The sequence below is a fragment of the Marinobacter suaedae genome, from assembly GCF_030519635.1.
In the GTDB taxonomy this organism is placed as follows: Bacteria; Pseudomonadota; Gammaproteobacteria; order Pseudomonadales; family Oleiphilaceae; genus Marinobacter; species Marinobacter suaedae.
In genome coordinates this window covers 829,540-854,876 of record NZ_JAUMIS010000001.1, presented here as the reverse complement: position 1 = coordinate 854,876, position 25,337 = coordinate 829,540, and the positions used below count along the sequence as shown (strand labels likewise).

The following is a 25,337-nucleotide window of genomic DNA, read 5'->3' as shown; positions in this document are numbered from 1 at the left end:
TATGTGGCTTGTCCGTCCGGCGCAGCTGGATGACTTGAAGCAGATCCTTACGATAGCGGGCACCCAGGGTGCCCGTCTATCGTCTACGCTGCCGAAAGAATCCGATAGCCTTGCGCGTAAAATTGAATTGTCGGTGGCCTCGTTCGAGGGCTCATTGCCCGAAGACCAGGCTCCCCGATTTCTGTTTGTTCTGGAAAACACCGACGACGGTACCATCGGCGGTGTGGCAGGTATCGATGCCCGTGCCGGCAGCGGCGAGCCGTTCTACAGCTACCGCAAGGATGCCCTGATTCATGCCTCTCACGAACTGGGTGTATCCCGGCGGGTCGAGGTGCTGTATCCCTCCCATTCGCTGACTGACCAGACCCTGTTGTGTTCGTTCGTGATCCGTCCGGAGTTGCGCGGCACCGAGGCTTTTGAGCTTCTGTCCCGGGCCCGGATTCTGTTCATCGCGGAACACCGTGACCTGTTCACCTCCCGTGTGGTGGTGGAAATTCAGGGCGTGCAGAGCGACGACGGCAGTGTGCCGTTCTGGGATAGCCTGGGCCGTCATTTCTTCAATATGACGTTCGAAGACGCTGACCGGTATTCCGCCTCACTCAGCAAGACGTTCCTTGCCGAGATGATGCCTCATAACCCGATCTACGTGAGCCTGTTGTCTGATTCGGCACGGGAGGCGCTGGGCCAACCCCACGACGTCACCTCCGGCAATTACGAGCTGTTGCGCAGGGAAGGGTTCCAGGCGGGATGTTACCTCGACATCTTTGACGCCGGCCCGGTTCTGGAAGCTCGCACCGACAGCCTCCATACCCTGGTCACCAGTCACCGGAAAATCCTGCACGGACGTCATGACGATGATGGCGAAAACTGCCTGGTTGCCGCTGGTGAAGGTGCTGACTTCCGGTGTGTTCTGGCAGGCATTGAAGACACCCTTGAGGATGAGCTGAAAGTGCCTGTGAAAACCTGGAATCTGCTGGGCAAGAGCGCCGGCGAAGCAGTGAGGGTTGCGCCGTTATGACTATGATTACCAGGAAGGAGACCGCGACATGCTGGTGATCCGTCCATTGCAGCAGGAAGACCTCGAAGACCTGTACGAAATGGCTCAAAAGGCCGGTAAGGGCCTGACCACACTGCCGGCCGATCGGGAGCTGCTGCAGCGCAAGATCGACATGGCCCGTGAAAGTTTCCGGCAGCGGTGCGCGCCGGAGGCGGCCCTGTACCTGTTCGCCATGGAAGACGTGGAAACCAAGAAAGCCGTTGGTATCAGCGGTATCCAGGCCCGTGTTGGTCTGGATGAAGTGTTTTACAACTACCGTCTCAGCGTCACGGTGAACGCGTCCAGCGAGCTGGGCGTCCATGTGCGTACGCCCACGCTGCACCTGTCCAACGACATGACGGACGTGAGTGAAATTTGCTCGCTTTTGCTGTCCAAGGACTATCAGGGTGGTGGTAACGGCCTGTTGTTATCCCGTTCGCGGTTTATGTACCTGGACGAGTTCCGCGGCCACTTCTCGGAGAAAGTGTTTGCGGAAATGCGGGGGGTATCCGACGAAGAGGGTAACAGCCCCCTGTGGGACGCATTGGGCAGCAAGTTCTTCGATATGGAGTTCAGCAAGGCCGATGTGTTGTCCGGTCTGGGCAACAAGGCGTTTATTGCCGAGCTGATGCCCAAGTACCCGATCTACCTGCCGATGCTGCCGAGTTCCGCCCGTGCGGTGATTGGCCGGGTGCACGACAACACCGCCCCCGCGCTGAAGATGCTCCAGGCGGAAGGGTTCAACTTCAACGGGCTGGTGGACATCTTCGACGGCGGTCCGGTGGTGGAAGCGTTCATTCCGAGCATTCGTACCGTCCGGGATTCGGCCAATCGCCATGTCATGGTGACGCGCAAGCCGGTGGAACTGGACGTGCCAGTTGACGAGAAAGTGATGGTGTCCAACCGGTCGTTCCGGGATTTCCGGGTGACCACAGTGCCGGCCACGTGCGTGGGGCCGGATACGGTCAAGTTACCGCCAGAGGTGGCCGAAGCGCTGCAGGTAGAGTCCGGTGATTCCGTGCGCGTGACATCATTGAAAGACAGAGGCTCCCGGTCCCTGAGTGGTACCCGGGGCGCAAGGCAGGGCCGACGACTGGGGGCATAGTCACCGCGTTAGCAGTGATGTTCCGGTCGTCAGGAGAGTGCCCTGACGTTACAAGAATTCTGATTTTGGAGGTGCGTTTTCATGGCAAACCTGACAGGTGAGCTTTACATCGATGGTCTCTGGTTGCAGGGCCACGGGGCTCCGTTTGAGTCTATTCAGCCGGTCACCGGCGAAACCGTCTGGGACGGCAACAGCGCCAATCTGGAAGATGTGGATGCCGCCGTGCGCGAAGCACGCAAAGCCTTCCTGGGCTGGCGTCGAAAGAGCTTTGAAGAGCGCCAGGCCATTGTCGAGGCGTTCCGCGATCAGCTGGAGGCCCATAAGGAAGAACTGGCCCATCAGATTGGCCTGGAAACCGGCAAGCCGCTGTGGGAATCCCGCACTGAAGTTGCGGCGATGATTGGCAAGGTGGCGATTTCCGTCAAGGCGTATCACGATCGCACTGGCCATACGGAAAACGAAGCGCCGGGTGGCCGCGCCATCCTGCGTCACCGTCCGCACGGCGTGGTCGCGGTGTTTGGCCCCTACAACTTCCCGGGACACCTGCCGAACGGGCACATTGTTCCGGCGTTGCTGGCGGGTAACACCGTGGTGTTCAAGCCCAGCGAGCAGACGCCGGGCGTAGCTGAAATGACCATCAAACTGTGGGAAAAGGCCGGCATTCCGGAAGGCGTGATTAACCTGGTTCAGGGTGCCATGGAAACCGGTAAGTCGCTGGCGGGGCATCCGATGATCGATGGCCTGTTCTTTACCGGCAGCTCCAACGTTGGCCACATTCTGCATAAGCAGTTTGGCGGTCAGCCGGAGAAAATCCTGGCCCTGGAAATGGGTGGTAATAACCCGCTGATCGTGCAGCACGTGTCTGATATCGATGGCGCGGTTCATCACACCCTGCAGTCGGCCTTTCTGTCCGCCGGACAGCGCTGCACCTGTGCCCGCCGCCTGATGGTGCCCAAGGGAACCAAGGGCGATGAATTCCTGGATCGCCTGATCGAGCTGGCCGGCCGTATTCGCGTGGGTGAGTTCGATGCAGACCCTCAGCCGTACATGGGGTCGGTGGTGTCTCCGGAGGCCGCACAGACGATCCTTCAGGCCCAGGCCAGCATGCTGGAAAAAGGGTGCAAATCTCTGCTTGAGGTTAAATTGCTCAAAGAAGGTACCGGACTGCTCAGTCCGGGTATCGTCGACGCCACGGGCGTTGAACTGCCGGATCAGGAGTATTTCGGCCCGCTGCTGACGGTATACCGCTACAAGAGCTTCGATGAAGCCCTGGAGCTGGCCAATAACACCCGTTATGGCCTGTCCGCTGGTCTGCTGAGTGACGACCGCAAACTCTACGACCGTATGGTGGAAGAGATCCGTGCCGGTATCGTGAACTGGAACCGTCCGACCAACGGCGCCAGCAGCGCAGCACCGTTTGGTGGTGTGGGTGCCAGCGGTAACCACCGCCCGAGTGCCTACTATGCAGCCGACTACTGCGCATGGCCGATGGCCTCGGTAGAAGCGACCAAGACCGAAATGCCAGAGGCGTTGTCGCCCGGCCTGAACTTCGACAAGTAACAGGGGATTACCAGCAATGGTAAAGCACGCAGTAGAAGCGAACTTTGACGGCCTTGTGGGACCTACTCACAACTACGCCGGGTTGTCCTGGGGTAACGTGGCGTCCAAGTCCAACGAGTCGGCGGTGTCCAACCCCAAGGAAGCCGCGCTTCAGGGGCTGGCAAAAATGAAGGCGCTGGCGGACCGTGGTTTCGTGCAGGGCATTCTGCCGCCGCACGAGCGGCCCCACATCCCGACCCTGCGTGGCCTGGGCTTTGAGGGATCGGACCAGAAAATACTGGAAGACGCGGCGAAGCAGTGCCCGACCATTCTGGCGGCGGTTTCCTCAGCCTCCACCATGTGGACGGCGAATGCGGCCACGGTGTCGCCGAGTGCCGACACCAAAGACCGTCGCGTACACTTCACGCCGGCAAACCTGAGCGCCAAGTTCCACCGCTCGATCGAGCATGTGGTGACGGGCCGCGCACTGAAGTCCATCTTTGCCGATGACGCCTACTTTGCCCATCATCCGGCGCTGCCGTCGGTCAGTCACTTCGGTGACGAAGGTGCGGCCAACCATACCCGCCTGTGCGGGGGCTATGGTGAGCCGGGTGTGGAGCTGTTTGTCTACGGTCAGGTGGCGTTCAATGAACAGGCTCCGGCGCCGAAGAAGTTCCCGGCCCGCCAGACCCTGGAGGCCTCTCAGGCGATTGCCCGCCTGCACGGCCTGTCTGACGCCCACGCGGTGTTTGCCCAGCAGAATCCGGAGGCCATTGACGCTGGCGTCTTCCACAACGACGTCATCGCGGTGGGTAACGGCAACACGCTGTTCTATCACGACATGGCGTTCCTGGATGAGCAGAAAGTTCTCGATGATATCCGGGCCCGTCTGAAGGGTACCGAGCTTCAGGCCGTCAAGGTCAGCAGTGCGGAGGTGCCCATTCAGGATGCGGTGGCGTCCTACCTGTTCAACAGTCAGCTGCTGAACACGCCGGATGGCATGATGCTGGCCGTGCCCGGCGAGTGCCGCGAGGTCAAGTCGGTGAGCAACTACCTGGACCAGCTGGTTCAGTCCGGTGGCCCGATCACGGCGGTAGAAGTATTCGACGTCAAGCAGTCCATGCGCAATGGCGGTGGGCCGGCGTGTCTGCGTCTGCGTGTGGTGCTGAATGACGACGAACTGAAAGCCATGCATCAGGGGGTCTTGCTGACGGACGCCTTGTACGAGCGCCTGACCGCCTGGGTGAATGCTCACTATCGTGATCAACTGACTCGTGAGGACCTGGCGGATCCGATGCTGCTGGACGAGGTTCGCAAAGCGCTGGACGAGCTGACCGGTATCCTGGGGCTCGGTTCCATCTACGACTTCCAGCTCTGAGACGCCTCTGCCTGATCAGGGAGATCCTGTCGGGAGCCCGATAAGTGAAGAGGCGAGGGAAGGGGGACGCGGTTTGCGCCAACCCTTGCCTCGCCTCTTCGTTTTTCATGCCGCCCCCCTGGGGCCGATTCGCTAGGGATCAGAGCAGCCTGTTCAATCTCAAATCCAACGGGCTCCGTCCTTCCTCTGCCTGCGTTTCAGCGCAGCGTCTCCATCAGGCGGTAGTACCACATGCCGATGGCCAGAAACTGATTGCCCAGCCATTCACTGCCGGGAATCCGGATATGGCTGCACGCCGCAAAGGTATCGAAGTCCTGCAGGTGTCCGTCGACGGCTTTGGCCATCACTTCAGACACGATGTGTGATGTGGCGATGCCGTGACCGGAATAGCCCTGGGCGTAGAACACATTCTCTGACAGCTTGCCGAGCTGCGGGATCCGGTTGATAACGATGCCCATCATGCCGCTCCAGGCAAAATCAATGTCGACGCCTTTCAGTCGAGGGAAGGTGCGTTCCAGTGCCGGGCGCAGTTCCGCTTCGATGTCGCGGCTTTCGCGTCCGCTGTAATTGGCGCCACCACCGAACAGCAGACGCTTGTCCGCCGTCAGGCGGTAGTAGTCGAGCACGAAACGGCAGTCGTACACCGCCAGGTCTTTCGGATTGATCGCCTGGGCGACTTCGTCAGACAGCGGCGCTGTCGCGACGATGCCACCGGCGGCCGGGAAGATCTTCCCGCTCATTTTTCGCCGTTCCAGACGGTGATAGGCGTTGCCCGCCAACACCACACGGTTTGCCGTGATCCGACCTCCGTCGGTAACAACCACCGGCTTTTCACCATGCTCAATGTCGATGACTTTGGACTGTTCAAAGATTTGCGCACCCAGCTGAACCGCAGCCCGTGCTTCGCCCAGCACCAGGTTAAGTGAGTGCACGTGCATGTTTTTGCGGTTGTAGAGCGCGCCATGGTAGATGTCGGTTTCCAGGTAATCCGGAATATCTTCGCGCTCCAGCAGCGTGACCTCGTCACCCATTCCTCGCTTGAGGGCTTCCTCATAACTGGCCTGCAGCTCTTTCATGTGCGACGGCTTATAGGCCGCATGCAGGTGGCCGTGTTTCAGGTCGCAGTCGATATCATATTTCGCAACCCGGTTGCGGATAATGTCGTGCCCGCGCCAGCGCAGCTGCCAGACAAAATCCTCAGCCTCACTGCCCAGCGTCTTGCGCATCTGTTTGCGCATGGCTTCGTCGCCGGACAGCGAGCCGGTAATCTGGCCGCCATTGCGCCCGGTGGCGCCCCAGCCAATGCGGTTCGCCTCGACCAGAGCCACTTTGTAGCCACGCTCGGAGAGCTCAAGTGCGGTGTTTACACCAGTAAAGCCACCGCCGACGATGGCAACATCCACCTGGATATCGCCGGTCAATGGTGGGTAGTTGGAATCTTCTTTGATGGTCGCCGTGTAATAGGCGCCCGTTCTTGGTTCACTCATGCGCGCTTCTTATTCTGACTGTCGGGTAATGGATAAAGGCAGGGAGGCAGCAGCGGTGAATCGGGGGCAGGGGTCACGAAACCCTGCTCCCGATCCGCTGTGGTTCAGAGCTTGAACCAGGTGGCCTTCACTTCGCTGTATTTTTCGAAGGCGTGCAGCGACTTGTCACGGCCGTTACCGGACTGCTTGTAGCCACCGAACGGTGCCGTCATGTCGCCAAGGTCGTATTCGTTGACCCAGACGGAGCCTGCGCGCAGTTTGCGGGCAACCCGATGCGCACGTGACAGATTGTTGGTCCACAGGCCGGCAGCCAGCCCGTAAATGGAGTCGTTGGCAATCTGCAGCGCCTCGTCTTCATCCTTGAAGCGAATGACCGACAGAACCGGTCCGAAGATCTCTTCCCGGGCAATGGTCATGTCGTTGTTCACGTTTTCGAACACGGTCGGTTCGACAAACAGGCCGCCTTCCACCGGCATGACCTGCTGGCCGCCGACGGTCATCTTTGCGCCTTCCTTCTGACCGATCTGGATGAAGCTCAGTACGCGCTCCATCTGCGCGTTATCGACAATCGCGCCGACATTCGTGTTCGGGTCCAGCGGGTGCCCCGGGCGCCATTTCGCCACCAGTGCGCGCACCTTCTCCATGAACTCGTCGGCCACGCTTTCTTCCACCAGCAAGCGGGAACCGGCGGTGCAGACTTCGCCGGCGTTGAAGCAGATGCCACCGGCGGCACCGGCTGCTGCGGCATCCAGGTCCGCATCGGCGAAGACAATGTTGGCCGACTTGCCGCCTGCTTCGGTCCATACCCGTTTCATGTTGGACTCGCCGGCATAGATCATCAGCTGCTTGGCAATGGCGGTTGAACCGGTAAAGGCAAGGGTGTCGACGTCCATATGCAAGGCCAGTGCTTTACCGGCCGTGTGCCCGAAACCGGGCAGAACGTTGAACACACCGTCCGGAATACCAGCTTCGGTTGCCAGCTGCGCCAGGCGCAGGGCGGTCAGCGGCGATTTTTCCGAAGGCTTCAGAATGAAGGAGTTACCCATGGCCAGCGCGGGCGCAAACTTCCAGGTCGCCATAATCATCGGGAAGTTCCAGGGTACGATGGCCGCTACCACGCCAACGGCCTCGCGGGTAATCATGCCCAGCTGGTCGTGCGGGGTCGGTGCGATTTCGTCGTACAGCTTGTCGATGGCTTCCGCAGTCCAGCGCAGGGCGCGCACGGTGGCGTTAACGTCCACAGCGCGGGAGTCGCCAATGGGCTTGCCCATGTCCAGCGTTTCCAGCAGCGCCAGCTCGTCGGCGTTGGCCGCGATCAGATCGGCCCACTTGAGCAACACCGATTTGCGCTTGGCTGGCGCCAGTTCGCTCCAGACACCACGGTTGAACGCGTCACGCGCGGCTTCCACAGCGACGTTCACATCCGCTTCCTGGCAGGATGCAACCTTGGCCAGTACGCGATTGTCGATTGGGGAGACGGTATCAAAGGTTTCGCCGCCCAGCGCATCAACATAATGGCCATTTATATAGGCGCGACCCTCGGGTTCGAGGCTTGCCGCTAGGGATTGCCAGTGTTCGAAGGTGTGCTTTTCTGCCATGTCATGCCTCGACTGTTGCATTGTTTAAATAAGAGCAGTCGCCAACATACTGCAATTCGGGGGGTTGTTTCAATATATTGAACATAATTCAACATTAAGCTGAAAATGACCGCTTATCTCACAATAAAATTCAGTTTTTTTGACGTTTAGGTCGGGGTTAGGGTTGATGTTTATTTTATTTAACATACACTCGGGTCAAATCGTTCAAAAAAAAGAACACGGCATGTAAAAACACAGCAGGTGCACGAAATGAGTATGACTTCAGCCCCCTCCATGGACTCTTTCTGGATGCCGTTCACGGCAAACCGTCAATTCAAAGCCAATCCCCGGATGTTCGAGTCTGCCGAAGGTATGTACTACAAAACGCCGGACGGGCGTTCCGTACTCGACAGCACCGCCGGTCTCTGGTGTGTGAACGCCGGGCATGGTCGCACGCAGATCTCGGAAGCCGTCAGTCGTCAGGTTCAGAATCTGGACTTTGCACCGACGTTCCAGCTCTGCCATCCGATGGCCTTTGAACTGGCTGAGCGTCTGACCAAGTTGTCGCCGGAAGGCATGGATCATGTCTTCTTCTGTAACTCCGGTTCCGAGTCGGTGGATACTGCGCTGAAAATTGCTCTGGCGTATCACCGGGCAAAAGGGGATTCCGGTCGGACGCGTCTTATCGGTCGGGAAAAGGGGTATCACGGCACCGGCTTCGGTGGCATCTCCGTGGGCGGTCTGGTGAACAACCGTCGGGCGTTTGGCTCACTGCTGACTGGCGTGGATCATCTGAAGCATGCCTGGACTCCGGGCACTGAGTTCACCAAAGGCCAGCCAGAGGTGGGAGCCAACCTGGCCGATGAGCTGGAAGGCATCATTGCCCTGCACGGCGCGGAAACCATCGCCGCGGTTATTGTTGAGCCGATTGCCGGTTCCGGCGGTGTGTGGATTCCACCCAAGGGCTATCTGCAGCGTCTGCGCGACATCACCCGCAAGCACGGCATCCTGCTGATCTTTGATGAAGTCATCACTGGCTTTGGTCGCATCGGCGGCGCCTTCGCCTCCACCCATTTCGACATCACGCCGGACCTGATGACCTCGGCCAAAGGCCTCACCAACGGAGCGATTCCGATGGGCGCGGTGTTTGTCAGTAACGACATTCATGATGCGTTTATGACCGGCCCGGAAGAAGCCATTGAGTTGTTCCACGGCTACACCTATTCCGCGCATCCGGTTGCCTGCGCAGCAGCGCTGGCCACCCTCGATATTTATGAGCGGGAAAACCTGTTCAACAAGGCTTATGAGCTGGGCGAGTACTGGCAGGAACAGTTGCACAGTCTGAAAGAGTTTGATGTGGTCAAGGACATCCGCAATTACGGCCTGGTCGGTGGCATTGAATTCCACACCGGCGACAAACCGGGGCAGCGTGGCTACGACGTATTCGAACACTGCTTCTGGAAAGGCAACGTGATGGTTCGCTACACCATGGACATTCTTGCCATGTCGCCTCCGCTCATCGTCGAGAAAGAGCATATCGATGAAGCCATTACGGCCCTGCGAAATGGCATCAAGGCGCTGTATTGATCACCCGAATTTTTTAACCAGTAAAAGAGAGTGAGAATCCGGAATCGTCCGGACATCAGGAGAATTATGAAAACGATCAACCACTTTATTAACGGAGAGCTGACGTCCGCCAGTGAACGGCACGCGCCGGTATTCAATCCAGCCCTGGGCGCACAGACTGCGAACGTATCACTGGCCTCTGCCGGTGAAGTTGAGCAGGCCATCGCGTCGGCGAAAGCCGCGTTCCCGGCCTGGTCCAATACCAGCCCGCTGGTTCGCTCGCGCATCCTGTTCCGCTTCAAGATGATGCTGGAAGAGCGCATCGATGAACTGGCCAAGATCGTCACCGCCGAGCATGGCAAGGTCTTTGAAGATGCCAAGGGCGAAATTATCCGCGGTATGGAAGTGGTTGAGTTTGCCTGTGGTGCACCGTCGATTCTGAAAGGTGAAATCACCGAACAGGTCGGTACCGGTGTCGATGCCTACTCGGTAAATCAGGCTCTGGGTGTTGTGGCGGGTATTACGCCATTCAACTTCCCGGCCATGGTGCCGATGTGGATGTGGCCGGTGGCGATTGCCTGCGGTAACACTTTTGTCCTGAAGCCGTCTGAAAAGAACCCGACAGCGGCACTGGTCGTCGCCGAGTGGCTGAAAGAAGCCGGTCTGCCCGACGGTGTGTTCAACGTGGTTAACGGCGACAAGGAAGCGGTGGACGTTCTCCTGAGCCATCAGGATATTGAAGCGGTTTCCTTCGTTGGCTCCACGCCGATTGCCGAATACATCTACAGCACTGCAAGCAGCCACGGCAAGCGTGTGCAGGCTCTGGGTGGTGCGAAAAACCACATGATCGTGATGCCGGATGCCGACATCGACGCGGCCGTTAACGCACTGACCGGGGCCGCCTACGGTTCGGCGGGTGAACGCTGCATGGCCATTTCCGTGGCCGTAGCGGTGGGTGATATTGCCGACGAGCTGGTCGACAAGCTGGCGGCGAAAGCCCGTGGCCTGAAGATCGGCAACGGTGAAAACCACGGCCTGGATATGGGCCCGCTGATCAGCAAAGAGCACTATGAGAAGGTTAAGGGCTATGTTGACGCCGGTGTGGAGCAGGGCGCCACACTCGTTGTCGATGGCCGTAATCTGGTCGTTGACGGCTGTGAGGAAGGTTACTTCCTGGGTGGTTGCCTGTTCGATAACGTTACCCCGGACATGACCATCTATCAGGAAGAGATTTTCGGCCCGGTTCTGTGTGTGGTGCGTGTGGATGACTACGCGACGGCCGCAAAGCTGATTAACGATCACGAATACGGCAACGGCACCTCCATCTTTACCCGCAGCGGTTCCGTGGCGCGCAAGTTCACCCACGACATTCAGGTGGGCATGGTTGGTGTGAACGTGCCGATTCCGGTCCCCATGGCGTTCCACTCCTTCGGTGGCTGGAAGCGTTCACTCTTCGGTGGTCATCACATGCATGGTCCGGAAGGCGTGAAATTCTATACCCGCCGCAAGGCCGTGACAGCACGCTGGCCGGAAGGCGATATCGGTACCGCAGAATTCGTGATGCCGACTATGAAATAAGATGAAAAGGTCACCCCTGACAGGGTCGGGGGTGACCTTTTCTGCGTTTCATCATCAGACTCTCCGTTAGCCATAAAGAACAGGACTGGTTATGAGCCTAATCTCTGGCATCGTCGATGTCGCAACCACTGGCATCGATGCTGAAAACTTCCTGCCGGACGCCGGCAAAATTCTCTCCGGAAAACCCGAGCAGAATGTCTGGAACTGTTTCTCGTCAGGCGATGAGAAGTTCCACGTCGGCACCTGGGACTCTCAGGCCGGCGAATGGACCGTCAGCTACAGCGAAAACGAATTCTGTCTGATTCTGGAAGGCGAATCCGTCATTTCCGACAAAGACGGCCATCAGAAAACCGTGAAGGCAGGGGATCAGTTTGTCATGCCTGCCGGGTTCGAGGGCACCTGGTCAGTGCCTTCGTACTGCAAGAAAATCTATGTCGTTTACGAGGCCTGATTGACTATGACACAACGCACCGAACATACGGGCTCCTATTACGCCGCCACACGTAACGACAAGACCGATCGTCCGGCGCTAAACGAAGCCATCGAAGCCGATGTCTGTATTGTCGGCGGCGGATTTACCGGGATTTCATCGGCCCTGCACCTGGCGGAAGCCGGTTTCAAAGTCGTGGTTCTGGAAGCGGCACGTATCGGCTTTGGAGCCAGCGGTCGCAATGGTGGTCAGCTGGTTAACAGCTACAGTCGTGACATCGACACCATCGAAAACAACTATGGCGCAGAGCTTGGCAAGGCGCTGGGTGACATGGCGTTTGAAGGCGGCAACATCATCCGCGAACGCATCGAAAAATATAACATTCAGTGCGACTACAAGCCGGGTGGCATTTTCGCCGCGTTCAACAAGCGCCAGATGCATGAACTGAGCGAACAGAAAAAACTCTGGGAGCGCTTCGGTCACAGCAACCTGGAACTGCTGGATGCCGACGGCATTCGCAAGCACATTGCCAGTGATGCCTACCTCGGCGGCCTGCTTGATCATACCGGCGGGCATATTCATCCGCTGAACCTGTTGCTGGGCGAAGTGGCTGCGTTTGAAAGCCTGGGTGGCCAAGTGTTCGAAGATTCCAAAGTGGTCGACCTGGTGCGCAGCGAACGTCCTGTGGTCAAGACCGAGACCGGCCAGGTAACTGCCGACTATGTTCTGCTGGCTGGCAACGCCTACATGGGTGGGCTGGTTCCGGAGCTTGACGCCAAGGCCATGCCCTGTGGCACCCAGATCGTCACCACCGAAGTGCTTGACGAGTCGGTGGCGAAGTCACTCATTCCGGGCGGCCACTGTGTCGAAGACTGCAACTACAAGCTCGATTACTACCGTGTCACCGGGGATAACCGACTGCTGTACGGTGGCGGTGTGACCTACGGTGGAGGCGATCCGGCGTCGATCGAGCGCTTTGTGCGTGGACATCTGGAAAAAACCTTCCCGCAGCTCAAAGGCGTGAAGTTTGACTATGCCTGGGGTGGCGACTTCCTGCTGACCATGAGCCGCTTGCCGCAGTTTGGCCGTCTGACACCCAAGATCTTCTACGCGCAGGGATACTCCGGACACGGTGTGACCACCACGCATCTGGCCGGTCGTCTCGTTGCAGAAGCTCTGAAAGGCCAGGCTGAGCGATTCGATGCCTTCGGGCAGCTGAAGCACTTCCCGTTCCCTGGCGGGCGTCTGTTCCGGGCTCCTTATACCGCGATTGGTGCAGTTTATTACGGGCTGCGCGACAAGCTCGGTATTTAAGGTGGAGTGCAGGTTGTGACAGCTGTAGTGCGCGCAATTCAAGACTCAGATTGGACTGCCATTGATAAGATTCAATGGCAGTCTTACCCCGACGACCTGCATGAAGATATTGCGGTTCTGCGTCATAAGCAGCAGCTGTCACCCGACACTTGCTGGGTGGTCGTGGATGGTGGCGGCGAGGTTCAGGGCTATCTGCTCGCCCATCGCTGGCGAAGCACAACGGAGGTGCCAGCGCTCGACCAGCCATTGCCAGCCGTTGGCGGTAATGTTATGTATATCCACGACATGGCACTCGCACCGAGCGCCCGAGGGAGGAGGCTTTCAAGGTTGCTTTGGCAGGCATTAATAGAACAGGTTCGACGAGAAAACCTGACAACCCTTGCTCTGGTGGCCGTGAACGATTCCCAGGATTACTGGCAGCACCGGGGGTTTGAAATCACGACCCCTGTGGCGGCGGAAAAAGGCTATGGAGCCCGCGCTGTACAGATGATCATGACACTCTAAATCAGGGCTTTGGCCCTGATTTTTTTTGTCTGAACCCAGGCGATGGCACGGACACCATCGTTTTCATAAAAAAAGAGAAACGCAGGGACGTACTCGCCAACAGCAACGATCTATAAATTATTAAAAAAAGGAACGTAAAAGCATGTTGAAACAGAAACTCACCACACTGGCCACCACGTCACTGCTCGGCGTAACGATGGCTGGCAACGCCATGGCAGCGGGTAACGTTAATTTTTACAACTGGTCCGATTACATCGCTGAGGAAACCCTGCCCGGGTTTACCGAGAAAACCGGAATCAATGTCAAGTACGATGTATTTGACAGCAACGAGGTTCTGGAGGCGAAGCTGCTGGCCGGTTCATCCGGTTATGATGTGGTTGTGCCTTCTGCGTCGTTCATGGGCAAACAGATCACCGCTGGCGCGTATCAGAAGCTGGATAAGAGCAAGCTCACCAACTGGGATAATCTCAACCCGGTGATCATGAAAGTGATCGAAACCATCGATCCGGGCAACCAGTACTCCGTCCCTTACCTGTGGGGTACCACCGGTATCGGTTATAACCCTGAAAAGGTGGCCGAGGTGCTGGGCGAAGATGCACCGACCGACTCATGGGATCTTGTGTTCAAGCCGGAGAACCTGGCCAAGCTCAACAGCTGTGGTGTTGCGTTCCTGGACGCGCCGGCGGAAGTTATTCCCGCCGCGCTGCACTACCTGGGGCTGGATCCGAACTCCGAAAACCCGAAAGACTATGAGAAATCCGAAGCATTGCTGAGCGAGCTGGCGCCGCACATTACGTACTTCCACAGCTCTCGCTTCATTTCCGATCTCGCGAATGGTGACATCTGTGTTGCCGTGGGCTGGAGTGGTGACATTCTTCAGGCTGCCACGCGTGCAGAAGAGGCGGCTAACGGTGTTGAAGTGGCGTACACCATTCCGAAAGAAGGCGCAGGCATGTGGTTCGATATGCTGACCATCCCGGCGGATGCCTCCAACGTAGACGAAGCTCACCAGCTGATTAACTACCTGATGGATGCCGAAGTCATTGCCGGCGTTTCCAACTACGTCTGGTACGCCAACGGCAACAGCGCTTCCACGCCGCTGATCGATGAGGAAGTGACGGGTGACCCGAGCATTTACCCAACCCCGGAAGTCGAAGCAAAGCTTTACACGTTCAAGGTTTTGCCGCGCAAGATCGATCGCATCGTGACGCGCTCCTGGCAGACCATTAAATCTGGTAACTGATCAGGTTTAAGTTCTGACAAAAAAGCCGGTAGCACAGACGTGTTACCGGCTTTCTTATTTCTGGGGGTTAGCTGATCAGTCCGCTCGCGAAACGACTCAGCGTGTTGAGGGGCTTATGCAGCCACGGCAGTTTCTTCTCATGGCACAGCCAGTCTTCCAGCGCGAACAGTCGTCCGAGGGTGTGATAACCCAGCCAGGGCATCGGTTCGGCTTCCCAGTTTTTTAGTTGGCTGGGGTTACCCCGAATCACCCAGGGCTGTTCAGTAAAGACGCTGCCGGTCTCTGTGATCAGCTCGGCCAGCGTCTGTCCAAACAGGTGTGAGGCACCAACGCCTTCACCACCATAGCCGCCGGCATAGGCAATGCCGCTGTCTTTATCGAATCCTGCGAAAGGTCGGAAGCCTCTGCTCATGGCCAGCGAGCCGGCCCAGCGGTACTGGATGTCCTGTTCGGTCAGGCTGGGGAACAAACGCTGGAGGAAGGTGGTCGGTGCACGGAAAGCCGGGTCGTTCTGTGTGAATTCAAACCGTGCTTTGGCACCAAACTGATAGCCACCTCGCGCGCCAAACACCATGTGACCACCCTGGCTTCGCTGGCCATAGGTAATGCTCCGGCACAGGTCACTGAAGGCGAGTCCCGGTTTCTTGACGGTCTGCTGCCATTCGTGGTCCGACAGGCTCCGGGTCGCAATCACATTGGAGTAAACCGGCAATCGCTTTCTGGACAGCGGGTGCCAGGCAGGAGGAAAGGCTTCGCTGGCCAGCACAATGTGGCCACACCGAAGGGGTTGGGAGTTCACCGTCACACGTCGGTTCGATACTTCTTCAACCCGTGCCCGTTCAACAATCTGAACGCCCATCTCCCTCAGGGTGGAAGCCAATCCCAGGCAGAGTTTCACCGGGTTGATCGTGGCACAGTGGGGTGAGTACAGGCCGCCATAGAGATCGGGCATGTGCAGAAGGTTTTCTGCGTCCGGTTTGGCTAGCCAGTGGAAGGCTGACTCCGGCTGTCCGCTGGCCTGAATCGCTTTCAGCCAGGCATGGGCCGAGTGGGCTTGTTCGGGGTAGCGTGCGGCGGCGTACAGTACGCCGGCGTGGTTGAAGTCGCAATCGATCTGATGGGCATCACAGACAGCGCGAACGCTCTCAACAATGCCATACAGGAGCTGTTGGCTTTGCTGCCGCTGACTGTCCGGTAGGCTGCCAAGCCAGTCCTCCTGGCCGGCCATGCCGCCAATCAGCCAGCCACCATTGCGCCCGGAGGCACCATAGCCCACGTAGTGCTGTTCAAAAATGGCGATGCGCCACGTCGGACGCAGTTGCTTGAGAAAGTAGGCGGTCCAGAGACCGGTGAAGCCGTCACCGACGATGGCGGCATCTAGAGACTGCAGGTCGGGGCAGGGGGCTGCGGACTCGGGTTCCGGCAGCCCCTGCCACCAGAGAAGGTTCTGGGGAACCGCTGTTGACTCAGGCATAACCCAGGAGCAGATCGTACTCCATCTGAGTGACCTGTTGTTCAAACAGGTGCAGGTCGTGCCATTTGCAGGTTTTATAGACCTTCACAAAGGATTCGCCGAACCAGTCCGCGACGCGTACGTCTTTTTCCATGTTGCGCAAGGCATCACGAAGGTTGTCGGCCACGTGCGGATGTGTCTGATCGTAGGCATTGCCGGTGACCGGTTCGGGCGGTTCCATCCGATGGCGGATACCTTCGGCCACACCGGCAATCAACGCTGTTGCCACCAGGTAGGGGTTGGCGTCGGCGCCTGCCATGCGATGTTCAATGCGGGTGGCTGCTTTGCCGCCGGAGGGGATGCGCAACGCGACCGTGCGGTTATCGTAGCCCCAGTTTTTGGCGGTCGGCGCGAAGGCACCCGGTGCCAGGCGCCGGTAGCTGTTGATGTTCGGGGCCATGAACGCCTGGGTGCTGTCGGCCATGCTCAACAGGCCTGCGACCAGATGACGCATGGTCGGATTGTTCACCGGGTTGTCCGCGGCCAGGATGTTCTTCCCATCCTGCATCAGGCTCAGGTGCATGTGCAGGCCGTTGCCCGATTCTTCGATATAGGGTTTTGCCATAAAGGTGGCTTCCATTCCGTGCCGCTTGGCAACATGACGGATAACCCGCTTGAGCAGAATGGCATGATCAACAGACCGTACGATGTTGTCCGAGTGGTGCAGATTCACCTCGAACTGACCGGGTGCGTACTCGGCAATTACGGTGTCAGCCGGAATGTCCTGGGCCCGGGCCGTCTGGATGACATCCTGGATAAAGGCATCGTACTCGTTCAGATCGTCAATGGAGTAAACTTGACAGGAGCCCATACGGCGACCGGTCTTCGACGATGCCGGTGGCTGTAACCGGCCGTCGGCATCCCGGTCGATATCCACCAGGTAAAATTCCAGTTCGGCGGCAAAGCCCACCTGATAGTTCAGTTCGTCAAAACGTTCCAGGGCGTTACAGAGAATCTGGCGGGGGTCGCTGAAGAACGGTTCATCGTTGTCATCAACCATGGTGCACAGTGCCTGCGCACGACTGCCGTCCTCAATCCAGGGAACGATGGCCAGGGTTTCCGGAATCAGGCAGCATTTCTGATCGCGATCGCCAACGTTCACGCCCAGGCCTGCCTCTTCCACGGTGGTTCCGGTGGCGTCCAGAGACATCACGGAGCCGGGCAGATAGAAGCCCTTGGTGGCTACCTTTTCCAGCAGATTGCGTTCGATTCGCTTTCCGCGCAGAACCCCATTGAGGTCACTGATCAGCAGCTCGATGGTGGTGACCTTCGGATAACGTTTTAAAAAAGCAGAGACTTCATTCTCAGTCATAGAGTTCGGCCCGTGTTATTCCGCAGCCTGGCTGCGCATGCTTGCGTTACAAGTGATCTATATATTGAACATAAGTTAACGCCATTTCTGGGTGAGTTCAAACAAAACCCACACCTTTCGATCAATATAATGCACAAAATGGGGACTGGTCGCCCAATAATGGGGCAGGCGAATTCAGTATTCTGCACGTGTAACCGTTTTTTCAACAAAAAGACGAAATTGGTGTTTAAAATAATTTATGGTTGTGTATGCTGAGGGTGTTCAAGATTTGAGTGCAGCCTACAATGATGAATTTAAATCGAAAACCGCTGGTTGGGGTCGTCAGCGACACCCAGACGATTGATCCGCATGTGTTTCACACCGCGGGCGACAAATATCTCAGCGCACTGGCGCAGGCGTCTGGCGTGGTGCCGGTCATTCTGCCTTCCTTATTGCCAGATGTTCAGGTCACCGATTATCTTAGCCGCCTGGATGGCATCTTCCTGACCGGCTCCTATTCAATGGCCGAGCCCTCCCTGTACGGCGAATCCCGAATCGACCTTCCTTACCGCTACGACACCCGTCGAGATGCGTTGGCGAAGGCGCTGATCGACGCAGTGATTGCGTCGGATCTGCCCCTGTTCGGTGTCTGCCGTGGTTTCCAGGATATTAATGTGGCGTTGGGCGGGTCCTTGCACCAGGCAGTGCAGGACGTTGACGGGCTGAACGATCACCGGGAAGACAAGTCGCTTTCTCTTCCAGAGCAGTATGCCGCCGCACATCAGGTCGACGTTGTGTCCGGCGGCCTGCTGGAGCGCATCGTCGACCGTCCGTCCATGAACGTGAATTCGCTTCACTCCCAGGGCATTAACCGCCTGGGAGCTGGTCTGTCCGTGGAGGCGAATGCCCCGGATGGACTCATTGAAGCCCTTTCCATCGACGCCCTGTCCTTTGGCCTGGCCGTGCAGTGGCATCCGGAATGGAAAGTCATGGAAAACCAAGAACAAAAGCTAATCTTCGAGGCCTTTGGCGATGCGTGTCGTGCGCGACAGTCAAAGTAGGATGTATGGAAGAACTTAAGAAGTGGTTAACCGAGCACAAGATTACTGAGATCGAATGCATCACGCCGGACCAGACCGGAATCGCCCGCGGCAAGATCATGCCGACGGACAAGTTCCTGGCGGAAGGCGGTATTCGTCTGCCCGAGAGTATTTTGCTGCAGACCGCGACGGGTGATTATCCCGACGATGACGTTTTCTACAGACTGCTCGATCCACGTGACATTGATATGTTGCTGCGCCCGGACGGTGTTCCCTTTACCATTCCCTGGGCCGCAGAACCCTCTGCGCAGATCATTCATGATTGCCACGACTCCATGGGTAACCTGATGGAGCTCTCACCGCGGGCGGTCCTGAAGAAGATTCTCAATCTGTATGAAGAGAAAGGCTGGCAGCCGATTGTTGCGCCGGAAGTGGAGTTTTATCTGACCAAGCGCTGCACGGATCCGGATATCCCTCTGGAGCCTCCCTACGGCCGCAGTGGTCGCCAGGAGAGCGGGCGTCAGAGCTTTAGCATCGATGCCGCCAACGAGTTTGATCCGATCGTTGAAGATATCTATGACTGGGCCGAGGACATGGGCCTGGACATTGACACCCTGATTCATGAAGAAGGGGCCGCCCAGCTGGAGTTCAACTTCCGCCACGGCGATGCACTGAAGCTGGCCGACCAGGTGTTTATCTTCAAGCGTCTGGTTCGCGAAGCCGCCCTGAAGCACAAGATGAATGCCACCTTTATGGCCAAACCGGTTTCCGGTGAGCCTGGCAGTTCCATGCACGTGCACCAGTCGCTGGTCGATGCGAAATCCGGCCACAACCTGTTCTCCAATAAGGACGGCACCGCATCGACACTGTTCCATCACTACATCGGTGGCCTTCAGGCCTATATTCCGAGCGTCATGCCGATGCTGGCACCGAACGTGAACAGCTATCGCCGTTACCTGCCGGGTGCCGATGGCAACTCACCGGTGAATATCGAGTGGGCTGAAGAGAACCGCACGGTTGGCCTGCGGGTACCCGATGCGCCGCCTGCCGCGCGTCGTGTCGAAAACCGCCTGCCGGGCTCCGACGTCAACCCGTACCTGGCGCTGGCAGCGAACCTGCTGTGTGGCTACCTGGGCATGATCAACGAAGTGAAGCCCAGAACGCCGGCGACCGGTCGCATGGGCAATGAAGCCGACGATACCATGCCATGGAACCTCGAGGCTGCCCTGGAGAACATGAGCAATTGCGAAGAAATCCGCGAGATCCTCGGTAACGACTTCGTCGATGGTTACGTGGCCACCCGTTGGGCGGAATACGAAGGGTTCAAGAAAGTGATCAGTTCCTGGGAGCGTCAGTACCTGCTCTCCACCGTCTGATCCATGACCCGGATGCGGTTGAACGCATCCGGGCGTTAGCGGTTATTAACGATAAAAAAGGCAGGGGATGTGGCACCGCTGCCGGAAGCGAATTAGTTCGACCCAACTCGTTGCGCCGAACTATCGACTGGGAAAAACAAGCACATCAGTGCCCAGACAGTAAAAAACCAATAAAGGTGAGATGCACAATGAAAGCAGTAATGAAGCCCATTCTCGGGTTAGCTGTCGCAAGCACCGTCGCCTCAGCTGCCATAGCTGACGATCGCGTTGTTCGCGTCTACAACTGGTCCGACTACATCGCCGAAGACACCATCGAAAAATTTGAAGCCGCCACCGGCATCAAAGTGACCTACGACGTCTTTGACTCCAACGAAGTACTGGAAGCCAAGGTCCTGTCCGGTCAGTCCGGCTACGATGTTGTGGTACCCACATCCGACTACCTGGCTCGCCACGTTATTGCTGGCGCCTACCAGAAGCTCGACAAGTCCAAGATCCCCAACTGGGACAACCTGAGCGACGAGCTGCTGGCCAACCTGGAAAACTACGACAAGGGCAACCAGTACGGTGTTCCTTACCAGTGGGGTACCACCGGTATCGGTTACAACGTTGCCAAGGTTGAAGAAGCCCTGGGTGAAGATGCACCGACCGACAGCTGGGACCTGTTCTTCAACCCGGAGTACGCGTCAAAGCTGGCCGACTGTGGCATCGCTGTCCTCGACTCGCCGGGTGAAGTCCTGCCTCTGGCCCTGTCCTACCTGGGGCTGGACCCCAACTCAAAGGATCGTGCGGATTACGACAAAGCCGGCGAGCTGATGAAGTCCATCAAGCCGAGCATCACTTACTTCCACAGCTCTCGCTACATCTCTGACCTGGCCAATGGCGACATCTGTCTGGCCATCGGCTGGAGCGGTGACGTGTTCCAGGCCATGGCACGTGCAGAAGAAGCCGAAAATGGTGTTGAAATCGCTTACTACATTCCGAAGGAAGGTACGGCGATGTGGTCCGACATGATGGCGATTCCGAAAGACGCCAACAATGTCGACGAGGCACACGAGTTCATCAACTTCGTTCTGGACGCCCAGATCGGCGCCGACATTACCAACTATGTCTGGTACGGCTCCCCGAACGAAGCGGCCAAGGAGTTCATCGACCCGGAAATCCTGGCCAATCCAGGTATTTACCCGGCCGAAGGTACCAAGCTGTTCACGTTTGAAGTTCTGCCAGAGAAAATCAATCGTTACATGACGCGTACCTGGACTTCGGTCAAATCTGACTAAGCATCTGTGCCGGGCACATCAGTGCCCGGCGTTCACTGTGGTGTTTTTTGAAAAGATTTTGTTATGACTTCTGATGAACTTGCTCGAAAAGACGGCCGTAAGCACGACGAAATTCTGCTGAGTATCCGTAACCTCAACAAATACTACGGCAACGTACTTGCAGTTGATGACACCAATCTGGATATCCGTCAGGGCGAAATCTTTGCTCTGCTGGGGGCATCCGGTTCCGGTAAATCCACGCTGCTGAGAATGCTGGCCGGATTCGAAGTGCCCTCGTCCGGTTCGATTATGCTGCACGGCAACGACATTGCCCATCTGCCGCCAAATGAACGTCCGTTCAACATGATGTTCCAGTCCTATGCACTGTTCCCGCATATGTCCGTGGAGAAGAACATTGCCTACGGTCTGAAGCACGACGGCATGTCGAAAGACGAAATCCACGATCGTGTGCAGAGCATGCTCAAGCTGGTTCATATGGAAAAGTATGCCAGCCGCAAACCTCATCAGCTTTCCGGCGGTCAGCGTCAGCGTGTTGCGCTGGTTCGCTCACTGGCCAAACACCCGAAATTACTCCTGCTTGATGAGCCTATGGGGGCTCTCGACAAGAAGCTGCGGACTGAAATGCAGCTCGAAGTGGTCGACATCATTGAACGGGTCGGCGTGACCTGTGTGATGGTCACCCACGACCAGGAAGAAGCCATGACCATGGCAGACCGCATTGCCATCATGGACGAAGGCCAGATTCAGCAGATTGGTTCACCGGTGGATATCTATGAAAGCCCGATGAACCGCATGGTGGCTGAATTCATCGGCTCGGTGAACGTATTTGAATCCGAAATCGTCGACGACCAGGAAAACTACATGGTCCTGCGTTCTCCGGATGTCGAGAGCGACATCTTCGTGGGCCGGGGTGTGTCGTCCGCCGTTGACGATAAGAGCATGTTGTTCGCCCTGCGTCCCGAGAAGACGTTCATCAGCATGGATCGTCCGGACAAGGATAAGAATGTGACCCGCGGTGTGGTCGAGGACATCGCCTACCTGGGCGGGCACACGGTTTACTACGTCAAACTGCCATCTGGAAAAATCGTCCATTGCTTCCTGGCCAATACCGAACGTCGTGCTGAACGTCCGGATTGGGAGCAGGACGTCTGGGTTTACTGGCAGGACGACGCTGGCATGGTGATGCGCTCATGAATACGTATCCGACGCTGAAAAAGTTTGTGCCTCAGGGTAGGTATACCCTGATGGCCGCGCCGTTCCTCTGGCTCGGCATATTCTTCCTGCTGCCGTTCCTGTTCGTCGCCAAGATTTCCGTCGCCGAAGGCGCGCTGGCAATCCCGCCATACACCGCCTTGATCGAATGGCTCGACGGTGTACTGAACATCCGCGTCAGCTTCTACAACTTTCAGTGGCTGCTGGACGATCCGCTGTACATCCAGGCCTACTGGAATTCCATCAAGATGGCGTTCTGGTCGACGGTCTACTGCCTGCTGATCGGTTATCCGATGGCCTATGCCATCGCCAAGGCGCCGAAGGACAAGCAGACGGTATTGCTGTTGCTGGTGCTGCTGCCGAGCTGGACGTCCTTCCTGATCCGGGTCTATGCCTGGATGGGCTTGCTGAAGAACAACGGCCTCATCAACAACGCACTGATGTGGCTGGGGGTGATTAACGAGCCGATTCAGATGTTGAACACCAACTTCGCCGTCTACATCGGCGTGGTCTATTCCTACCTGCCGTTTATGGTGCTGCCTCTGTACGCAAACCTGGTGAAGCACGATAACAGCCTGCTGGAAGCGGCCGCCGATCTCGGTGCTGGCCACATCAAACGCTTTTTCACCGTCACCTTCCCGTTGTCGATGAACGGTGTGATTGCGGGCTCGATGCTGGTCTTTATTCCTGTGGTGGGTGAGTACGTGATCCCTGAACTGCTTGGCGGTACTGAAACCATCATGATCGGTAAGGTGTTGTGGCAGGAATTCTTCAACAATCGTGACTGGCCGGTGGCGTCTGCCTTGGCTTTGATCATGGTCTTGATCCTGCTGGTTCCGATCGGCCTGTTCCACCGCATTCAGAACAAAGAGGGGGGCTTGTAATGCCACAGCGATTCAGTTTTTCCCGCTTGATGTTCTGGGTTGGTATCGCGTTTCTTTATGTGCCGATGCTCGTGCTGGTGGTGTACTCGTTTAACGAAAGCCGGCTGGTGACCGTATGGGCAGGCTTTTCGGGCAAATGGTACGTCGAACTGTTCCAGGATCAGCAGATCATGACGGCGGTCTGGCGATCCCTGCAGATCGCCTTCCTGTCGGCCTCGGCGGCGGTTGTACTGGCCATCCTGGGCTCGCTGATCATGGTTCGGCACCGCAATTTCAAAGGGCGTACGCTGTTCTCGGGCATGATCACCGCGCCGCTGGTAATGCCCGATGTCATCATCGGTCTGTCCATGTTGCTGCTGTTTGTGGCCATGGGGCAGATGATCGGCTGGCCGGAAAACCGGGGCATGCTGACCGTCTGGATTGCGCACACCACCTTCTGTCTGGCCTACTCCACGGTGGTGATCAGTTCACGCCTGCGTGAAATGGATCGCTCCCTTGAGGAGGCCTCGCTGGATCTGGGTGCCAATCAGATTCGTACCTTTTTCCAGGTGACCCTGCCGATCATTGCGCCGGCCATCGTTTCCGCCTGGCTGCTGTCGTTCACGCTGTCTCTGGACGATGTGGTCATCGCCAGCTTTGTGACCGGTCCTGGCGCGACGACCCTGCCGATCGAAGTGTTCAGTTCGGTTCGCCTGGGTGTCACACCGAAGATCAATGCGTTGGCCACATTGATCATTGCCGCTGTCTCGCTAGTGGCCATCGGAAGTTGGTACCTCACCAAACGGATGAATGATCGAGTCAGTGCTCAGTTAGCCACGTCCTGATTTCAATTGACGGGGCAGTCAGTCAGGGTATATCCATGTCTGAATCCTTTGACCAATACGGAAACGGAGATCTGGCGTTCACGCGCCAGAGCAACTACGGAACTACGATAGAAGCCATGTACGCCGGCGCCACCAGCTTTATGCGCCGGCGGTACTCTCGGGATCTCACCGACGTCGACGTTGCCGTCGTCGGTGTTCCCTACGATCTGGCCACCTCCAACCGACCCGGCGCCCGGTTCGGGCCCCGTGGGGTCCGTGCGGCGTCCACCCAGCTGTCCTGGGCTCGCCCCTGGCCCTGGAGCAAGGACCCGTTCCGCACCCTCAACGTGGTCGACTACGGCGACTGTGTGTTCGACCCCGGTCGTCCAGACCGCATCGTGGAAGAGGTCATGGCGTGGTATCAGCCGATCCTGGACGCGGGCGTGACGCCCCTGAGCATCGGGGGGGACCACTTCGTGACCTATCCGATCATCCGGGCGCTGTCTGAAAAGCACGGGCCGCTCTCGCTGATCCACTTCGACGCCCACTGCGACACCTGGGCCGACGAAGACGGGCGGATCGATCATGGCACCATGTTCTATCACGCCGCGAAGCAGGGGCTGGTGTCGCCGGAGGATTCCGTTCAGATCGGCATGCGTACCGTGAATGAACGCAACCCGGGCTTCAACGTGTTTGATGCCATGTGGCTGCATGAAAACGGCGTTGATGCGGCGATTGAACAGATCCGGTCCATCGTCGGCGACCGGCCTGCCTATCTGACGTTCGACATCGACTTCCTCGATCCTTCCTGCGCGCCGGGCACCGGTACGCCGGTATGCGGTGGCTTTGATACGCTTGCGGCGATCAAGCTGCTGAAGGGATTGAAAGGGTTGAATCTGATCGGCTGCGATGTGGTGGAAGTGGCACCGCCGTACGACCACGCCGAGGTCACGGCTCTGGCCGGTGCGACGGTGGCTACCAACCTGGTGTGTCTGCTGGCATCGGCTAAAGATCCGGAGTTCAGCTAGGAAGGCTGGCGCAGAGTCAAACCTGTGTGAGCAGGTGAGTGACGGATTGAAAGCCCCGGATGAATAGCGTCCGGGGTTTTTTCGTTTTGATGTTGTGTAAATCGATATTTAAAAAGCTGAGCGCGCTTTGATGCTGGGATTAGGTGCGACTGCGGT

Annotated in this window: 21 protein-coding genes; 17 read left to right on the top strand and 4 right to left on the bottom strand. The window is 57.6% G+C overall.

From position 1 onward, the window contains the following. Position 1 precedes the first annotated feature (1 nt). The 4 genes from QVZ43_RS03960 to astB all read left to right on the top strand — a co-directional run bounded on the left by QVZ43_RS03960 (position 2) and on the right by astB (position 5,058). On the top strand, positions 2 to 1,018 hold the full coding sequence (locus QVZ43_RS03960) for an arginine N-succinyltransferase (protein ID WP_302908955.1): 1,017 nt from the start codon (positions 2 to 4) through the stop codon (positions 1,016 to 1,018). A 28-nt stretch (positions 1,019 to 1,046) separates the two neighbouring features. Next, a complete protein-coding gene (astA, locus tag QVZ43_RS03955) occupies positions 1,047 to 2,141 on the top strand; it encodes an arginine N-succinyltransferase (protein WP_302908954.1) in 1,095 nt (364 codons plus the stop codon). Between the two features lie 81 nt (positions 2,142 to 2,222). Beyond that, positions 2,223 to 3,701, top strand: coding sequence for a succinylglutamate-semialdehyde dehydrogenase (astD, locus tag QVZ43_RS03950; RefSeq protein WP_263283021.1), 1,479 nt, complete (start codon positions 2,223 to 2,225; stop codon positions 3,699 to 3,701). A gap of 16 nt (positions 3,702 to 3,717) precedes the next feature. After that, on the top strand, positions 3,718 to 5,058 hold the full coding sequence (gene astB / locus QVZ43_RS03945) for an N-succinylarginine dihydrolase (protein WP_302908953.1): 1,341 nt from the start codon (positions 3,718 to 3,720) through the stop codon (positions 5,056 to 5,058). A 197-nt stretch (positions 5,059 to 5,255) separates the two neighbouring features. On the opposite strand, the gene QVZ43_RS03940 is transcribed toward astB, so the two are convergent. Then, positions 5,256 to 6,545, bottom strand: coding sequence for an NAD(P)/FAD-dependent oxidoreductase (locus QVZ43_RS03940; RefSeq protein ID WP_302908952.1), 1,290 nt, complete (start codon positions 6,543 to 6,545; stop codon positions 5,256 to 5,258). Between the two features lie 104 nt (positions 6,546 to 6,649). After that, on the bottom strand, positions 6,650 to 8,143 hold the full coding sequence (locus QVZ43_RS03935) for an aldehyde dehydrogenase (RefSeq protein ID WP_223794479.1): 1,494 nt from the start codon (positions 8,141 to 8,143) through the stop codon (positions 6,650 to 6,652). A gap of 249 nt (positions 8,144 to 8,392) precedes the next feature. Here QVZ43_RS03935 and aptA point away from each other — a divergent pair, with 249 nt between their 5' ends. The 6 genes from aptA to QVZ43_RS03905 all read left to right on the top strand — a co-directional run bounded on the left by aptA (position 8,393) and on the right by QVZ43_RS03905 (position 14,757). Continuing rightward, positions 8,393 to 9,709: an omega-aminotransferase AptA gene (gene aptA / locus QVZ43_RS03930; RefSeq protein ID WP_302908951.1), complete on the top strand. Its 1,317-nt coding sequence runs from the start codon at positions 8,393 to 8,395 to the stop codon at positions 9,707 to 9,709. A 66-nt stretch (positions 9,710 to 9,775) separates the two neighbouring features. Continuing rightward, positions 9,776 to 11,266: a CoA-acylating methylmalonate-semialdehyde dehydrogenase gene (locus QVZ43_RS03925; RefSeq protein ID WP_302908950.1), complete on the top strand. Its 1,491-nt coding sequence runs from the start codon at positions 9,776 to 9,778 to the stop codon at positions 11,264 to 11,266. A 91-nt stretch (positions 11,267 to 11,357) separates the two neighbouring features. Then, complete coding sequence (locus tag QVZ43_RS03920; RefSeq protein ID WP_223794476.1) at positions 11,358 to 11,717, top strand: cupin domain-containing protein; 360 nt, start codon at positions 11,358 to 11,360, stop codon at positions 11,715 to 11,717. A gap of 6 nt (positions 11,718 to 11,723) precedes the next feature. Further along, a complete protein-coding gene (locus tag QVZ43_RS03915; RefSeq protein ID WP_302908949.1) occupies positions 11,724 to 13,010 on the top strand; it encodes an NAD(P)/FAD-dependent oxidoreductase in 1,287 nt (428 codons plus the stop codon). 15 nt (positions 13,011 to 13,025) lie between these two features. Then, on the top strand, positions 13,026 to 13,514 hold the full coding sequence (locus QVZ43_RS03910; protein ID WP_302908948.1) for a GNAT family N-acetyltransferase: 489 nt from the start codon (positions 13,026 to 13,028) through the stop codon (positions 13,512 to 13,514). 142 nt (positions 13,515 to 13,656) lie between these two features. After that, entirely contained in the window at positions 13,657 to 14,757 is a 1,101-nt protein-coding gene (locus QVZ43_RS03905) for a polyamine ABC transporter substrate-binding protein (RefSeq protein WP_223794473.1), read from the top strand. 67 nt (positions 14,758 to 14,824) lie between these two features. Here QVZ43_RS03905 and QVZ43_RS03900 read toward each other — a convergent pair whose 3' ends face one another. Then, positions 14,825 to 16,231: an NAD(P)/FAD-dependent oxidoreductase gene (locus QVZ43_RS03900; protein WP_302908947.1), complete on the bottom strand. Its 1,407-nt coding sequence runs from the start codon at positions 16,229 to 16,231 to the stop codon at positions 14,825 to 14,827. Continuing rightward, positions 16,224 to 17,582, bottom strand: coding sequence for a glutamine synthetase family protein (locus tag QVZ43_RS03895; protein ID WP_223794471.1), 1,359 nt, complete (start codon positions 17,580 to 17,582; stop codon positions 16,224 to 16,226). Before QVZ43_RS03895 ends, QVZ43_RS03900 begins: the two co-directional genes overlap by 8 nt. Positions 17,583 to 17,866: 284 nt before the next feature. On the opposite strand from QVZ43_RS03895, the gene QVZ43_RS03890 reads away from it, so the two are divergent. From QVZ43_RS03890 to speB, 7 genes are all read left to right on the top strand, one after another. Further along, positions 17,867 to 18,622: a gamma-glutamyl-gamma-aminobutyrate hydrolase family protein gene (locus tag QVZ43_RS03890; protein ID WP_302908946.1), complete on the top strand. Its 756-nt coding sequence runs from the start codon at positions 17,867 to 17,869 to the stop codon at positions 18,620 to 18,622. A gap of 5 nt (positions 18,623 to 18,627) precedes the next feature. Beyond that, positions 18,628 to 19,977 carry a glutamine synthetase family protein gene (locus tag QVZ43_RS03885; RefSeq protein ID WP_302908945.1) on the top strand — a complete coding sequence of 450 codons (1,350 nt, stop codon included), beginning with the start codon at positions 18,628 to 18,630 and terminating at the stop codon, positions 19,975 to 19,977. Positions 19,978 to 20,165: 188 nt separating this feature from the next. Beyond that, positions 20,166 to 21,254, top strand: a complete 1,089-nt coding sequence (locus QVZ43_RS03880) for a polyamine ABC transporter substrate-binding protein (RefSeq protein ID WP_302908944.1) — start codon at positions 20,166 to 20,168, stop codon at positions 21,252 to 21,254. A gap of 63 nt (positions 21,255 to 21,317) precedes the next feature. Then, positions 21,318 to 22,448: an ABC transporter ATP-binding protein gene (locus tag QVZ43_RS03875; protein ID WP_223794467.1), complete on the top strand. Its 1,131-nt coding sequence runs from the start codon at positions 21,318 to 21,320 to the stop codon at positions 22,446 to 22,448. Then, positions 22,445 to 23,350: an ABC transporter permease subunit gene (locus QVZ43_RS03870; protein ID WP_223794466.1), complete on the top strand. Its 906-nt coding sequence runs from the start codon at positions 22,445 to 22,447 to the stop codon at positions 23,348 to 23,350. Before QVZ43_RS03875 ends, QVZ43_RS03870 begins: the two co-directional genes overlap by 4 nt. Continuing rightward, positions 23,350 to 24,174, top strand: coding sequence for an ABC transporter permease subunit (locus QVZ43_RS03865; protein ID WP_223794465.1), 825 nt, complete (start codon positions 23,350 to 23,352; stop codon positions 24,172 to 24,174). The genes QVZ43_RS03870 and QVZ43_RS03865 overlap by 1 nt, the downstream gene beginning before the upstream one ends. Before the next feature lie 35 nt (positions 24,175 to 24,209). Next, positions 24,210 to 25,181: an agmatinase gene (gene speB / locus QVZ43_RS03860; RefSeq protein ID WP_302908943.1), complete on the top strand. Its 972-nt coding sequence runs from the start codon at positions 24,210 to 24,212 to the stop codon at positions 25,179 to 25,181. The last annotated feature ends 156 nt before the right edge of the window (positions 25,182 to 25,337 follow it).

Excerpts from the sequence above, each read along its gene's own strand:
- QVZ43_RS03960 (WP_302908955.1), top strand. The coding sequence starts at position 2 with ATGTGGCTTGTCCGTCCGGCGCAGCTGGATGACTTGAAGCAGATCCTT.
- astA (WP_302908954.1), top strand. The coding sequence starts at position 1,047 with ATGCTGGTGATCCGTCCATTGCAGCAGGAAGACCTCGAAGACCTGTAC.
- astD (WP_263283021.1), top strand. The coding sequence starts at position 2,223 with ATGGCAAACCTGACAGGTGAGCTTTACATCGATGGTCTCTGGTTGCAG.
- astB (WP_302908953.1), top strand. The coding sequence starts at position 3,718 with ATGGTAAAGCACGCAGTAGAAGCGAACTTTGACGGCCTTGTGGGACCT.
- QVZ43_RS03940 (WP_302908952.1), bottom strand. The coding sequence starts at position 6,545 with ATGAGTGAACCAAGAACGGGCGCCTATTACACGGCGACCATCAAAGAA.
- QVZ43_RS03935 (WP_223794479.1), bottom strand. The coding sequence starts at position 8,143 with ATGGCAGAAAAGCACACCTTCGAACACTGGCAATCCCTAGCGGCAAGC.
- aptA (WP_302908951.1), top strand. The coding sequence starts at position 8,393 with ATGAGTATGACTTCAGCCCCCTCCATGGACTCTTTCTGGATGCCGTTC.
- QVZ43_RS03925 (WP_302908950.1), top strand. The coding sequence starts at position 9,776 with ATGAAAACGATCAACCACTTTATTAACGGAGAGCTGACGTCCGCCAGT.
- QVZ43_RS03920 (WP_223794476.1), top strand. The coding sequence starts at position 11,358 with ATGAGCCTAATCTCTGGCATCGTCGATGTCGCAACCACTGGCATCGAT.
- QVZ43_RS03915 (WP_302908949.1), top strand. The coding sequence starts at position 11,724 with ATGACACAACGCACCGAACATACGGGCTCCTATTACGCCGCCACACGT.
- QVZ43_RS03905 (WP_223794473.1), top strand. The coding sequence starts at position 13,657 with ATGTTGAAACAGAAACTCACCACACTGGCCACCACGTCACTGCTCGGC.
- QVZ43_RS03900 (WP_302908947.1), bottom strand. The coding sequence starts at position 16,231 with ATGCCTGAGTCAACAGCGGTTCCCCAGAACCTTCTCTGGTGGCAGGGG.
- QVZ43_RS03895 (WP_223794471.1), bottom strand. The coding sequence starts at position 17,582 with ATGACTGAGAATGAAGTCTCTGCTTTTTTAAAACGTTATCCGAAGGTC.
- QVZ43_RS03890 (WP_302908946.1), top strand. The coding sequence starts at position 17,867 with ATGATGAATTTAAATCGAAAACCGCTGGTTGGGGTCGTCAGCGACACC.
- QVZ43_RS03885 (WP_302908945.1), top strand. The coding sequence starts at position 18,628 with ATGGAAGAACTTAAGAAGTGGTTAACCGAGCACAAGATTACTGAGATC.
- QVZ43_RS03880 (WP_302908944.1), top strand. The coding sequence starts at position 20,166 with ATGAAAGCAGTAATGAAGCCCATTCTCGGGTTAGCTGTCGCAAGCACC.
- QVZ43_RS03875 (WP_223794467.1), top strand. The coding sequence starts at position 21,318 with ATGACTTCTGATGAACTTGCTCGAAAAGACGGCCGTAAGCACGACGAA.
- QVZ43_RS03870 (WP_223794466.1), top strand. The coding sequence starts at position 22,445 with ATGAATACGTATCCGACGCTGAAAAAGTTTGTGCCTCAGGGTAGGTAT.
- QVZ43_RS03865 (WP_223794465.1), top strand. The coding sequence starts at position 23,350 with ATGCCACAGCGATTCAGTTTTTCCCGCTTGATGTTCTGGGTTGGTATC.
- speB (WP_302908943.1), top strand. The coding sequence starts at position 24,210 with ATGTCTGAATCCTTTGACCAATACGGAAACGGAGATCTGGCGTTCACG.